This is a genomic window from Streptomyces sp. IBSNAI002 (assembly GCF_052244475.1).
Taxonomy (GTDB): Bacteria; Actinomycetota; Actinomycetes; order Streptomycetales; family Streptomycetaceae; genus Streptomyces.
Map to the genome: position 1 here is coordinate 3510090 of NZ_JBQPXG010000002.1, position 12659 is coordinate 3522748.

Annotated in this window: 9 protein-coding genes and 1 other RNA gene; 2 read left to right on the forward strand and 8 right to left on the reverse strand. The window is 73.7% G+C overall.

The window, feature by feature from the left end:
* Positions 1 to 109: 109 nt before the first annotated feature.
* The 7 genes from ACTVZO_RS17050 to ACTVZO_RS17080 form a co-directional block, all read right to left on the reverse strand.
* Positions 110 to 1519 (reverse strand): NAD-dependent malic enzyme, encoded by a 1410-nt coding sequence (locus ACTVZO_RS17050; protein ID WP_443299194.1) that lies wholly within the window; start codon positions 1517 to 1519, stop codon positions 110 to 112.
* A 465-nt stretch (positions 1520 to 1984) separates the two neighbouring features.
* Positions 1985 to 4291, reverse strand: coding sequence for a HelD family protein (locus ACTVZO_RS17055; protein ID WP_443299195.1), 2307 nt, complete (start codon positions 4289 to 4291; stop codon positions 1985 to 1987).
* Between the two features lie 116 nt (positions 4292 to 4407).
* Entirely contained in the window at positions 4408 to 4977 is a 570-nt protein-coding gene (locus tag ACTVZO_RS17060; RefSeq protein ID WP_443299196.1) for a CGNR zinc finger domain-containing protein, read from the reverse strand.
* 164 nt (positions 4978 to 5141) lie between these two features.
* On the reverse strand, positions 5142 to 5690 hold the full coding sequence (locus ACTVZO_RS17065; RefSeq protein ID WP_443299197.1) for a GNAT family N-acetyltransferase: 549 nt from the start codon (positions 5688 to 5690) through the stop codon (positions 5142 to 5144).
* Between the two features lie 32 nt (positions 5691 to 5722).
* On the reverse strand, positions 5723 to 6895 hold the full coding sequence (locus tag ACTVZO_RS17070) for a uroporphyrinogen-III synthase (RefSeq protein WP_443299198.1): 1173 nt from the start codon (positions 6893 to 6895) through the stop codon (positions 5723 to 5725).
* Between the two features lie 71 nt (positions 6896 to 6966).
* Complete coding sequence (locus tag ACTVZO_RS17075) at positions 6967 to 8337, reverse strand: nitrate/nitrite transporter (RefSeq protein WP_443299199.1); 1371 nt, start codon at positions 8335 to 8337, stop codon at positions 6967 to 6969.
* A 99-nt stretch (positions 8338 to 8436) separates the two neighbouring features.
* On the reverse strand, positions 8437 to 9402 hold the full coding sequence (locus tag ACTVZO_RS17080) for a LysR family transcriptional regulator (protein ID WP_443299200.1): 966 nt from the start codon (positions 9400 to 9402) through the stop codon (positions 8437 to 8439).
* Between the two features lie 94 nt (positions 9403 to 9496).
* On the opposite strand from ACTVZO_RS17080, the gene ACTVZO_RS17085 reads away from it, so the two are divergent.
* Both ACTVZO_RS17085 and ACTVZO_RS17090 read left to right on the forward strand, forming a co-directional pair.
* The gene (locus tag ACTVZO_RS17085) at positions 9497 to 10843 is read left to right on the forward strand and encodes an MFS transporter (RefSeq protein ID WP_443303199.1); all 1347 of its coding nucleotides are present in this window, start codon (positions 9497 to 9499) and stop codon (positions 10841 to 10843) included.
* Positions 10844 to 10890: 47 nt separating this feature from the next.
* The gene (locus tag ACTVZO_RS17090; RefSeq protein WP_443299201.1) at positions 10891 to 12171 is read left to right on the forward strand and encodes an SH3 domain-containing protein; all 1281 of its coding nucleotides are present in this window, start codon (positions 10891 to 10893) and stop codon (positions 12169 to 12171) included.
* A 74-nt stretch (positions 12172 to 12245) separates the two neighbouring features.
* On the opposite strand, the gene ssrA is transcribed toward ACTVZO_RS17090, so the two are convergent.
* Positions 12246 to 12634: a transfer-messenger RNA gene (ssrA, locus tag ACTVZO_RS17095) on the reverse strand.
* Positions 12635 to 12659: the final 25 nt, after the last annotated feature.

Sequence of the window (12659 nt, forward strand, 5' to 3'; positions counted from 1 at the left end):
ACCGCGGGACCTCGCGGGCATCCCCGCAACCCTAGAGGCGCCCCGCACGGCCCGCATCTCGCGACGCGCCGGGATCGGGGCGCCCGTGAGGGCCGTCACAGCCCGCGGGTCAGCTTCCCTGGACGGTGGCGGCCTTGCGGACGGCACCCGCGACGGCGCCGGCGACCTTGTCGTTGAACACCGACGGGATGATGTAGTTCGCGTTCAGCTCGTCCTCGCCGACGACGTCCGCGAGAGCGGTCGCCGCGGCCAGCATCATGTCCGTGTTCACGGTCCTCGACTGGGCGTCGAGCAGGCCGCGGAAAACACCCGGGAAGACCAGCACGTTGTTGATCTGGTTCGGGAAGTCGGAGCGGCCGGTGGCGACGACGGCGGCGGTCTGGCGGGCGACGGCCGGGTCCACCTCGGGGTCCGGGTTCGCGAGCGCGAACACGATCGCGCCTTCCGCCATCGCCGCGACGTCCTCGCCGGAGAGCACGTTCGGGGCGGAGACGCCGATGAAGACGTCGGCGCCGACCACGGCCTCCTTCAGCGTGCCCGTGTAGCCCTCGGGGTTGGTGTTGTCGGCGATCCAGCGCAGCGGGGAGTCGGGGGCCGCGTCGACGAGGTCGGGGCGGTCCGCGTGCACCACGCCGTGGATGTCGGCGCTGACGGCGTTCTTGACGCCCGCCGCGAGGAGCAGCTTGAGGATGGCGGTACCGGCCGCGCCGGCACCGGACATGACCACCTTGACGTCGCCAACTGCCTTGCCCACGACGCGCAGTGCGTTGGTGAGGGCGGCGAGCACGACGATCGCGGTGCCGTGCTGGTCGTCGTGGAAGACGGGGATGTCGAGGGCCTCGCGCAGCCGGGCCTCGATCTCGAAGCAGCGCGGTGCGGAGATGTCCTCCAGGTTGATGCCCGCGAAGCCCGGGGCGATGGCCTTGACGATCGCGACGATCTCGTCGCTGTCCTGGGTGTCCAGGCAGATCGGCCACGCGTCGATGCCCGCGAAGCGCTTGAAGAGGGCGGCCTTGCCCTCCATGACGGGCAGCGCGGCCATCGGGCCGATGTTGCCCAGGCCCAGCACGGCGGAACCGTCCGTCACGACTGCGACGGAGTTGCGCTTGATGGTGAGGCGGCGCGCGTCCTCGGGGTTCTCGGCGATCGCCATGCACACGCGGGCGACGCCCGGGGTGTAGATCATCGAGAGGTCGTCGCGGTTGCGGATGGGGTGCTTGGACGCCATCTCGATCTTGCCGCCGAGGTGCATCAGGAAGGTGCGGTCGGAGACCTTGCCGAGGCTGACGCCCTCGATGCCGCGCAGCTTCTCGACGATCTCGTCGGCGTGCGCGGTGGAGGTCGCGGCGATGGTGACGTCGATCCGGAGCTTCTCGTGACCGGAGGCGGTCACGTCGAGGCCGGTGACCGAGCCGCCGGAGGACTCCACGGCGGTGGTGAGCTGGGAGACCGCGGTTCCGCTCGCGGGCACTTCCAGGCGGACCGTCATCGAATACGAGACGCTGGGCGCCGTTGCCATGGCCGTGTTCCTCTTCTGTCCCTGGTTTTCGCTGTACACAGGGCCCGGCACACAGCAGGCGGCGTGGCGGGACCTGTTGTCCGATCGTCCCACCTACCAGCCGGTACAAGGTAACCAGCTACAAATTTCGGAAAGACACTTCCACCATACGAGATAGAGAAGGCGTGCGGAATGGTGGGTCCATACAAAACAGGTCCGCCCCCTCCACACGTGGAGGGGGCGGACCTGTCTATGTCTACGACACCGACCCGCCATGCTCGCCTCGCGGCAAGTGGTCGCTCTAAGCGACGAAGGTTGGGCCCGGGGGCTTGGATCGAGTCGGTGCCTTCACCAGGCTAACAAAGGATCGCCGAATGCGGTCCCCCTCCCGGCGGCCGGTTGTGCCGACCACGCTCCTGGCCGCGGACCATCCGGCCGTACGGCGGGCGCGGGCGGCCCGCGCCCGCCGTACGGCAGGCCCGGGCCCTACGGAAGCAGCAGTTCCGGCACCCCGGAGGCGTCGGGCCGGTCCCGTTCCGCCGAGACCACCGTGAGCTGCTGCGTCGCGCGCGTCAGCGCCACGTACAGCACCCGCAGCCCCGCCGGGGACTCGTCCGCGATCTCCGCCGGCGAGACGACGACCGTGGCGTCGTACTCCAGCCCCTTGGCCTCCAGGCTGCCCAGCGCCACCGCCCGCTCCCCCAGGTCCGCGAGCCAGCCCGCGGCCTCCGCGCGCCGGTCCATGGCGACGACCACGCCGACGGTCCCGTCGACCTGCTCCAGCAGCCTGCGGGTCTCCTCCCGCACTGCGGCGCCCAGATCGTCCCCGGCGGCCGTGAAACGGGGCTCCAGGCCCGTGGAGCGCACCGCCGACGGCGGCTCCATGCCGGGCATCGCCAGGCGCAGCACCCGGGCCGCGACCTCGGCGACCTCCGCCGGGTTGCGGTAGTTCACCGTCAGCGTGAACCGCCGGCGCGGCCGGGACCCGAGGGCCTCGTCGCGGGCCGCGGCCGCCTCGTCCGGGTCGGTCCACGAGGACTGCGCCGGGTCGCCGACCACCGTCCAGGTGCCCGTCCGGCCCCGCCGGCCCACCATCCGCCACTGCATCGGCGTCAGGTCCTGGGCCTCGTCCACGATGACGTGCGCGTACTCGGTGCGTTCTGCCGCGAGCCGCTCGGCCCGCTCCCACTGGGTCTCCTCGCGGATCGGCATCAGCTCCTCCAGCCCGCTGAGCTGGTCCAGGGGGTCCATGTCCCGCTTCCGCTTGGGCCGGGCGGGCGCGCCGAGCAGCTGGTGGAGCTCGTCGAGCAGGGCCACGTCGTGCACCGACAGGGGCCCCTTGCCGTCCGGGCCCACCCGGCGCAGCGAGCGCGCCAGCTGGCGGGTCTCGCGCGGGTTCAGCTCCCGGCGCGACCAGCGGCCGAGGCGCCGCTCATCGGCCATCGCGGCCAGTACCGCGCGCGGCGTGAGCTCCGGCCACCAGCGGTCGAGGAAGTCGATGAAGGCGTCCTCGGTGGAGATGTCCTCGTCGAACGCGGAGCGCAGCTCCGCGGCCAGCTCCGGGTCGCTGTGCCGGCCGGACTGGCCGGACCGCGCGTAGAGGGCGTCGAGCAGCAGCTTGCGGGCGCGCGGGCGCAGCAGGTTGACCGGCGCGGTGCCGCCGAGCACGTTCTGCCGGATCCGGTTCAGCTCGTCGGCCTCCAGCTCCTGGCGCCGCCCGAAGGCCACCACGCGCAGCCGCTCGGGGGCGCCCCCGAGCTCCAGGGCGCCCCGTACGGCCTTGCGCAGCACCCGCAGCATCCGCGAGGAGCCCTTGACCCGGGCCACGGCCGGGTCGTCGTACGTGGTCGCCTCGGCCCCGTCGACCAGCGAGCCCAGCGCCCGGATGGCGACCTGGCCCTCCTCGCCGAGGGAGGGCAGCACGCCCTCGGTGTACGCGACGAGCAGCGGGGTCGGGGAGACGATCAGGATGCCGCCGGAGTAGCGGCGCCGGTCCTGGTAGAGCAGGTAGGCGGCGCGGTGCAGGGCGACGGCGGTCTTGCCGGTGCCCGGTCCGCCCGCGACCTCGGCGACGGAGGCGGCGGGGGCGCGGATGACGAGGTCCTGCTCGGCCTGGATGGAGGAGACGATGTCCCGCATCGAGTGCGTACGGGCCCGCCCGAGCGCGGCCATCAGGGCGCCGTCGCCGATGGCGGGCAGTTCCCGGCCGTCCAGGAAGGCGGTGACCTCGGGGCGCATCAGGTCGTCCTCGACGCCCAGCACCTTGCGGCCCTTGGAGCGGATCACGCGGCGGCGCACGACGCGGCCGGGGTCCTTGGGCGTGGAGCGGTAGAACGGCGCGGCCGCCGGGGCCCGCCAGTCGATGACCAGCGGCGCGTAGTCGGAGTCCAGGACCCCGATGCGGCCGATGTGCAGGGTCTCGGCGATGTCGGCGCTCAGGTCCCCGCGGATCGCGTCGTCGGCGGGCTCGACGGAGGTGTAGGCGCCGTCCGGGCCGCGCTCCCCGTCCTTGCCGAGCACGAGGTCGATGCGGCCGAAGAGGAAGTCCTCGAACTCGTTGTTCAGCCGGTTCAGGTGGATGCCCGCCCGGAAGACCTGCGCGTCGCGCTCGGCGAGGGCACCGGGGGTGCCCACCTGACCGCGTTTGGCGGCGTCGTTCATCAGGAACTCGGCCTCGTGGATCTTCTCCTCGAGGCGTCTGTACACCTGGTCGAGATGCGTCTGCTCGACCGCGATCTCCCGATCTCGGACCGAATCCGCCGTGCTGTCGACAGCGGCATTCTGCGCGGCCACCAAGGCCCCCTTCTGACGTGCATGGGCGACCGTCAACCGTACGCGAACCGGCCCCCTGTCCGCACGCCCGTTCCGGAACCGCGCCCGGCGGTGTCGCACCGGCCGGGCCGTCGTGCCTAGACGGATCCGCCGGCCAGGACCCGGCGGCGGTGCCGGGCGACGCGCTCGCGGTTGCCGCACAGCTCGCTGGAGCACCAGCGGCGCCGGTGGCCGCGGGAAGTGTCCAGGTAGACGCGGGTGCAGCCGTCACCCTCGCAGGCCCGCAGCAGGGCCAGTTCGCCGGGGTCGGTGAGCAGCTCGACGGCGTCCCGGGCCACGGCGGCGAGCAGGGTCCCGCACTCCACGCCGCCGCACAGCTCCCGTACGAGGTGCCCTTCCTGGTCCCGTACGGCGCACAGGCCCGGGGGTGGTCCGGCGGCCAGCGCGTTGACCCGGGCCAGTGCGTGCGCCGTGGTGGCCGACGGCGGGGCTCCGTCCAGCTCCGCCCGTACGAGGCTGTCGACGTCGGCGCGCAGGGACCGGAAGGCGGCCGCCCAGTCCGGGCCGACCCGGGCGAGCGGCGTCCGGTCGGGCACCAGACCCGCTCCGGCGAGCCACAGCCGCAGCCCGTCACCGTCCGGGAGCCCCTCGTGGGGGGCGAGAGTGGCCACCAGGTCCAGGCAGACCCGGCCGGAGTCGAACCGCATGCCCGTCACCGCCTCGCGTCGTGGGGCGTCCCCCCAGAGTGCCGCCCCGCGCGTACGAGCGGAAGCCCCCGACGGGGTTGCCCGCGGACCCGGCCGCCCGGGAGGGGCGGGCCGGGGAGGGCCCGGGCGGCTGCGGGCGGGCTTCGGACGCGCTCCCCGGCGGGCTACCGCGCGGGCGGATCGTCGTGCAGGAGGCGCTGGAAGAGGCGGTGGTCGCGCCAGGCCCCGTCGATGTGCAGGAAGCGCGGGGCGAGCCCGTACTCCTCGAAGCCGGCCTTGCGCAGCACCCGCTGCGAGGCGAGGTTCCCGACCAGGGTGCCGGCCTCGACCCGGTGCAGGCCCAGTTCCTCGCGGGCGACCCGGCACACCTCCTCCAGGGCGGCGGTGGCCAGGCCCTTGCCGTTCCAGTCCTGGTCCACCCAGTACCCCACGCCGCCGCTGCACAGCGGCCCGAGCGCGATCGAACCGAGGTTGATCGCGCCGACCGGGGACCCGCCCACCGCCTCGACCAGCACGTACGGGACCATCCGCCCGGCGTCCCGGTCCGCGAGCATGCCCTCGATGCGGGCCCGCTGCCCCCGCTCCGTGTAGAAGTCCTCCGGCCGCAACGGTTCGAAGGGCGCCATGAACGCCCGGTTGCGCGCGTAGGCCACGGCCAGCCCGGCGGCGTCGCCGGCTTCGAGGCCCCTCATCTCCACGCCGTCAATGATCATTGCCGCACGCTAGCCCAGGAGCTCCCCGCGCGTCACGGGGCGGGCGCCTCCCCGTACTTGACCTCTCCGCCCGCGTCCAGCGACAGCCGGTACCCCCGCTTCACCACGGTCTGGATCATCTTCGGGGCCCCCAGCGCCACCCGGAGGCGGGCCATCGCCGTCTCCACGGCGTGCTCGTCGCGCCCCGCCCCCGGCAGCACCCGCAGCAGTTCGGCCCGGGCCACCACCCAGCCGGGCCGCCGGGCCAGGGCCCGCAGCAGGGCCATCCCGGCCGGCGGCACCGGCCGCAGCTCCTCGTCGACCAGGGCCGCGTGCCCGCGGATCTCCAGCCGGTGCCCGGCCACCGGCAGCACCCGCGCCCGGCCGGGCAGCTCCTGGCAGAGCAGCTGCACCAGCGGGCCCAGCCGGAACCGCTCCGGCTGCACGGTGTCCACCCCGTGAGCCTGCAGCGGCAGCGCGGTCACCGGCCCCACGCAGGCGGCCAGCACCCCGCCCCGCAGCGCCGCCAGCACCGGCTCCCGGACGCCGCGCTCCTCGGCCCGGGACAGCAGCGAGGCCGCCGCCGGGGCCGAGGTGAAGCTGACGGCGTCCACGGCGCCGCCCACCACCGCGTCCAGCAGCCGGTCCAGCGGGGCGAGGTCCTCGGGCGCCATCCACCGGTACACCGGGACCACCACCACGTCGGCCCCGCCGGCCCGCAGCGCCTCGACGAAGCCCGGCAGCGGCTCCCCGTGCAGCTGGAGGGCGATCCGCCGGCCGGCCACCCCGGCCGCCAGCAGCCGTTCCAGTACCTCGGCGAGCGATTCCGACTGCGGGGACCAGGCCTCCACCAGACCGGCGGCCCGGATGGCGCCCTTCACCTTCGGCCCGCGCGCCAGGAGTTCGGTGGTCCGCAGCCGCGCCAGCAGTTCCTCGCCGATCCCCCACCCGTCGGCCGCCTCGATCCAGCCGCGGAACCCGATCGCGGTGGTGGCCACCACTGCGTCCGGGGCGCAGCCGATCAGTTCCTTGGTGGCGGCGAGCAGTTCGCTGTCGTCGGCCAGCGGAACGATCCGCAGCGCGGGCGCGTGCAGCACGGAGGCCCCGCGCCGGCGCAGCAGGGCGATGAGTTCGTCCGCGCGCCGGGCGGCGGTGACGCCGACGGTGAAGCCCGCGAGCGGGCCGGTCTTGGTGTCGTCCATCGTGACCTGCCTCGTGACGTGCATGGGGGGCGGTGCGGTGGACCGAGCCTGCCAAGGTGGCGTGTCGGGCTCGGTTCACCCGTATTTCGCCCCGGTTACACCGACGTGAGCTGCGGTTTCGCCTCGACCCCGGCCGCCGGGAGCACCGCGGCCGCCGGCCGGCGAAGGTATACCGCCCAGGTCACCGCGCAGCACACGGCGTAGAAGCCGAGGAAGGTGACGAAGGCCGCGGTGCCGGACCCGGAGGTGCGGAACGCCTCCCGGAAGACCAGGTTGATGCCCAGCCCGCCGAGCGCCCCGACCGCCCCGATCAGCCCCATGGAGGCCCCGGAGAGCCGCCGCCCGTACGCGGCCGCGGCCTCGCCGCCCATCCCGCGGGCCAGCGCCTTGGCCTGGAAGATGCCCGGGATCATCTTGTACGTCGAGCCGTTGCCGAGGCCGCTGAGCACGAACAGCGCCACGAACCCGATGAGGAACACCGCCAGCGACTGCCGCTGCGAGGCGAACACCACCACGCCGGTGGCCGCCGCCATCGCCACGAACGTCCCCAGCGTGATCCGCGCCCCGCCGAAGCGGTCCGCCAGCGCCCCGCCCACCGGCCGGATCAGCGACCCGAGCAGCGGCCCGGCGAAGGTCAGCGAGGCGGCCTGGAGCGGGGTGCGCCCGAACTGGGTCTGGAGCACCAGTCCGAAGGCGAAGCTGTAGCCGATGAAGGACCCGAAGGTCCCGACGTACAGGAACGCCATGATCCAGGTGTGCGCGTCCCCGACCGCCTCGCGGACGGCTCCGGTGTCGTTGCGCACGGGCGCCAGGTTGTCCATCCGTACGAAGGCCAGCGCCGCCGCGATCACGATCAGCGGGATGTAGGCGCCCAGCAGCAGCCGCGGGTGCCCGGCCCCGGCGGTGGCGATGACCAGCAGGCCGGCCAGCTGCACCACCGGTACGCCGATGTTGCCGCCGCCGGCGTTCAGCCCGAGCGCCCAGCCCTTCTTGCGCAGCGGGAAGAAGGCGTTGATGTTCGTCATCGACGAGGCGAAGTTGCCGCCGCCGACTCCGGTGAGGGCGGCCACGGCCAGGAAGGTGCCGTACGAGGTGCCGGGCTCCATGACCAGGATCGCGGCCACCGTGGGCGCGAGCAGCAGCAGGGCGCTGAAGACGGTCCAGTTGCGGCCGCCGAAGCGGGCGACGGCGAAGGTGTAGGGCACCCGTACGAGCGCGCCGACGAGGGTCGCGGTGGCGATCAGGAAGAACTTCCCGGCCGGGTCGATGCCGTATTCGGGGCCCATGAAGAGGACCATCACCGACCAGAGCGACCAGATGGAGAACCCGATGTGCTCGGAGAGCACGGAGTAGGCCAGGTTGCGGCGGGCGACGCGCTCGCCGGTCTCCCTCCAGAACGTCTCGTCCTCGGGATCCCACCGCTCGATCCAGCGGCCCCCCTTGCGCGGTGCGGTCGTACCGGTCATCACACGCCCTCCACAGCTGTCGCGTCCGTGGTCCACGACCGTAGGAAGGGCGCGTTTCGGTCCCGGTCCCCGCTTGATGACCGCCGGGAAACCTTGCTCTCACCCGGAGCGGGCTCCGGGTGTGAGCCGGGCCGGGACCCAGCTGCCGGGGGGCGGTTCGAGCCATCCCCGCTCGGCGGCCAGCGCGCCGGCCGCGGCGCGCAGGGCGTCCAGCCCGGGGTGGCCGAAACCCTGCCGCCACACCATCGAGAGCGGGGACAGCGGGACGGGGTCGGTCAGCGGGCGCTTCACGCAGCCGGGCATGTCGAGGAAGTCCACGGTCACCAGGACCGGGTTGCCGGTCTTGGCCATCACCCGGCGGAATTCCTCCTTCCCGACGGCCACGGGGGCGGGCGGCGCCATCTCGATCCCGCGCCCGGCGAACAGCTCGCGCGCGAGCTCCGTCCACTCCGCGGTCCGCGGGTTCCCGGCGCCCGCGTACACGGTCTCCCCGGCCAGCGCGTCCACGCGTACGGTGTCCTGCGCGGCCAGCGGGTGCCCCTCGGGCAGCAGCACGGCCAGCGGCTCGTACCGTACGGGCGCCTGCGCGAGGCGCGTGCGCAGCGCGGGGGCCAGCCCGTCGGCGTACCCGAAGGCCACGTCGAGCCGGCCGGCCGCGATCTCGGCGGCGGCGTGGGTGAGCCCGCTCTCGAAGCGGGCCATCAGCTCGCAGTCCGGGGCGAGTTCGCGGGCCCGCTCCAGGACCCGGCGGCCCGTACTGGGGCCGTCGGTGTTCAGGTCGACGAGGAGGGCGCGGGGGGCGGTGAAGGCGGCGGCCAGGTCCTCGTGGGCGGCCAGCACCCGCCGGGCGAGCGGCAGCAGCCGCAGCCCGTCGGCGGTCAGCTCGACGGCGCGGGTGGTCCGTACGAACAGTGCCGTGCCCAGGGTCCGTTCGAGACGGCGGACATCGCGGCTGAGGGCCTGCTGGGCGACGTAGAGGCGGGCGGCCGCACGGGTGAAGTGCAGCTCCTCGGCGGCGGCGACGAACCCGCGCAGCAGGCGCGGGTCCACATCTCGGGGGATCACCCCGGGAGACTAACAACAGAAAGCGGTGAATGGGCTCCGAACAGGTGTTGGACGCCGAACGGGGGTCCGGCCGAGGGTGGTTGCCATGCCCCTCATGACCGTCACCGGCACCACGCTCGTCCTCGCGGCCCCGGCGGCCCCGGCCGCCCCTGCTGCTTCTTCGCCTGCGCCTGCGCCTGCCCCTGCGCCCGCGCCCGCCCGTGCCGCCGCCCCGGGCCGCGTCCTCGGCCCGTACCGGAGCCTGTTCGCCCTCCCCGGCACCCGCGCCTTCACCGCCGGGAACCTCCTCGCCCGGCTCCCCATGGGCATGTTCGGGATCAGCGCGGTCATGATGATCGCCGGCCAGCGCGGTTCGTACGCCCTCGCCGGTGCGGTCACGGCCACCGGCCTGGCCGCCACCGCCCTGGTCGCGCCCTGGACGGCCCGGCTGGTCGACCGGTACGGGCAGGCGAGGATCGCCGTTCCCGCCACCCTGTTCGCGGTCCTCGGCTCCCTCTGCCTGATCGTGTGCGTCCGGACCGGAGCCCCGGCCTGGACCCTCTTCGCCTCGTACGCGGCGACCGCCACCACCCCCAACATCGGCGGCATGTCCCGGGCCCGCTGGACCCGCCTGCTGCGCGGCTCCCCGGTCGCGCACCACACGGCGATGTCCTTCGAACAGGCCGCCGACGAACTCTGCTTCCTGCTCGGCCCGGTACTGGCCGCCTTCCTCTGCACGGCCGTCTTCCCCGAGGCCGGCACCCTCGTCGGGGCCGCCCTGTTCCTCACCGGGATGCTGGTCTTCACCGCCCAGCGCGCCACCGAACCCCCGGCGACGGGCGCGCCGCCCCGGCCCGGCTCGCCGCTGCCCGCCCTGGCTCCGCTCCTGGCCCTGTTCGCCTGCCTGGGCCTGGTGTTCGGCTCCATGGAGGTCACCTCGATCGCCTACCTCGACGCCGCCGGGCTGGGCGCCGCCTCCGGCCTGGTCCTGGCCCTCCAGGCGGCGGGCTCCTGCGCGGCGGGGCTGCTCTACGGCACCCTGCGCCCCCGCACCCTGCGGACCTGCGTCGGCGTCCTGGCCGTCCTCATGGCCATGCCCTGGGCCGCGGCGGCCACCGGCTCGGTGCCCGTGCTCGCCGGAGCCCTGCTGCTCGCCGGCATGGCCACGGCCCCGACGATGGTCACCGCCATGTCCCGGGTCCACGACCTGACCCCCGCCGGCCGCCTCAACGAGGGCATGACCCTCGCGGTCACCGCCATCTTCGCCGGTATCGCGGCCGGTTCCGCCACGGCGGGCCTGACGGTCGACCGGCTCGGTGCGCCGACGGCCTACCTGCTGCCCGCGGCGGCGGCCGTCGCCGCCGTGGCCGTGGTGGCGGCTGCGGCGGCAGGGCGATTCATCCGGCGGGCGGGTGATCGTTCCCGCGTGGTACGCACCGCCGCCGCCCGCGATCCGCAATAACTGGGGGTGCCTTCCCCCAGCGCCCTTTCTTCGCGGAGGAACACCCTTTGTCTGCTCACCGCTCCGTTTCGGCTGCCGTGATCGTCGCGGCCGTCACCGCCTCCTGTCTCGTGCCGGCCGTACCCGCCCTCGCCGACTCGGCGGGGATGCGGTTCTCCCAGCCGTACGTCCCGTCGATCGCTCCCGGCCGGACGGGCCGCGTCGTCATCGCCGCCGCCACCGGGACGGATCAGGCCGTCAGCAGCACCTTCCGGATCACCGCGCCGGAACGGACGACGTTCCCGGAGGCCCGCTTCTACTGGAACGGCCGGCGCACGGCCTCCCCGTGCACGCTCTCGCGCGACGCGCGCCAGCTGACCTGCGAGGCCGGAACCCGCGCGGGCTTCGTCTTCCCCGCGAACGAGCAGACCCGGCTCGGCGTGTCCGTCCGCGTGGACGCGAACGCCCCGGAGGGCACGACGCTGGACGGCGGCGAGTGGGCGACCGGCGCCGAGGCGCCCGCCCTGTTCGCCGTGGCCACCTCGGTGACCGGGCCGACGGGTCCGAAGGGCGACGACGGCAAGCCCGGAAAGCCCGGCCACCACGGCAAGCCCGGCAAGCCCGGCCCCAAGGGCGAGAAGGGCGACAAGGGAGACAAGGGAGACACCGGCCCGCACGGCCCCCGCGGCCCCCAGGGCCCGGCCGGCCCCGAGGGCCCCCAGGGCGACCGGGGCGACACGGGCCCCGTCGGCCCCGAAGGACCCGCAGGACCCGCAGGACCAAGGGGCCCCGAAGGGCCGCAGGGCCCCGCGGGCGGCCCGCCCGGACCCCAGGGACCTCAGGGCCCCGCAGGCCCCGCAGGCCCCGCAGGCCCTGCCGGCCCGCAGGGCCCCAAGGGCCACGAGGGCAAGCCCGGAAAGCCTGGAAAGCCCGGCCCGCAGGGCCCCAAGGGTCACCAGGGCAAGCCCGGAAAGCCCGGCCCCGCCGGTCCTGCCGGGCCCAAGGGTCCGAAGGGCCCCCAGGGCCTGCCGGGCAAGCCCGGTCCGCAGGGCCCGAAGGGCCCCAAGGGCGACACCGGCAAGCCGGGCGACTGCAAGTGCGGCGGCGGCCACCACGAGCACCCGAAGGCCAAGATCGTCGCCCCCGGCAAGGGCCTCGGCATCCGCTCCGGCCCCGGCACGCAGTACGCGAAGAAGGGCAAGGCCCTGACCGGCACGGTCGTCAAGCTCCAGTGCAAGGTCAACGGCCAGAAGGTCGACGGCAATTCGATCTGGTACAAGCTCGCCGACGGCAGCGGCTGGATCTCCGCCCGCTACGCCCTGAACCTCAACAAGGTCCCGTTCTGCTGACAGCCGCCCCCGCCCCCCGAACATGACAAAGGCCCCGCAGCCGAGAGGCTGCGGGGCCTTTGCCCACATGGGATGAGTGGAGATGGCGGGAATCGAACCCGCGTCCAACGGTGCAGAAGCAGGGCTTCTCCGAGCGCAGTCCGCTGCGCTTTTCTCAGCCCCGGAGATCACACGGACAAGTCTCCGACGGGCTCAGTCACTGTTTGATTTCCCTCCAACCCCCGTGACCGGGGCTAGAGGTTTAGATCCCTTGTTGACGCCAGGATCCGGACCGGGACCACTTCCGGGCTGACGCTCCTCACAGAGGCTTCAGCTCACTGTTATTAGGCAGCGAGGGTGAAGCGGGAGTTATCGCTCTTGGAGTTGGCGATTATTGTTTGCGACATATGGTTAGCGAGATCATTGCCGCTTCCTCGGCTCGCTTCCCCTGCATCGACATCCGCTGTCGAAACCGATCATCCCCATGTTTTGTTAACAAGTAGCGTCCA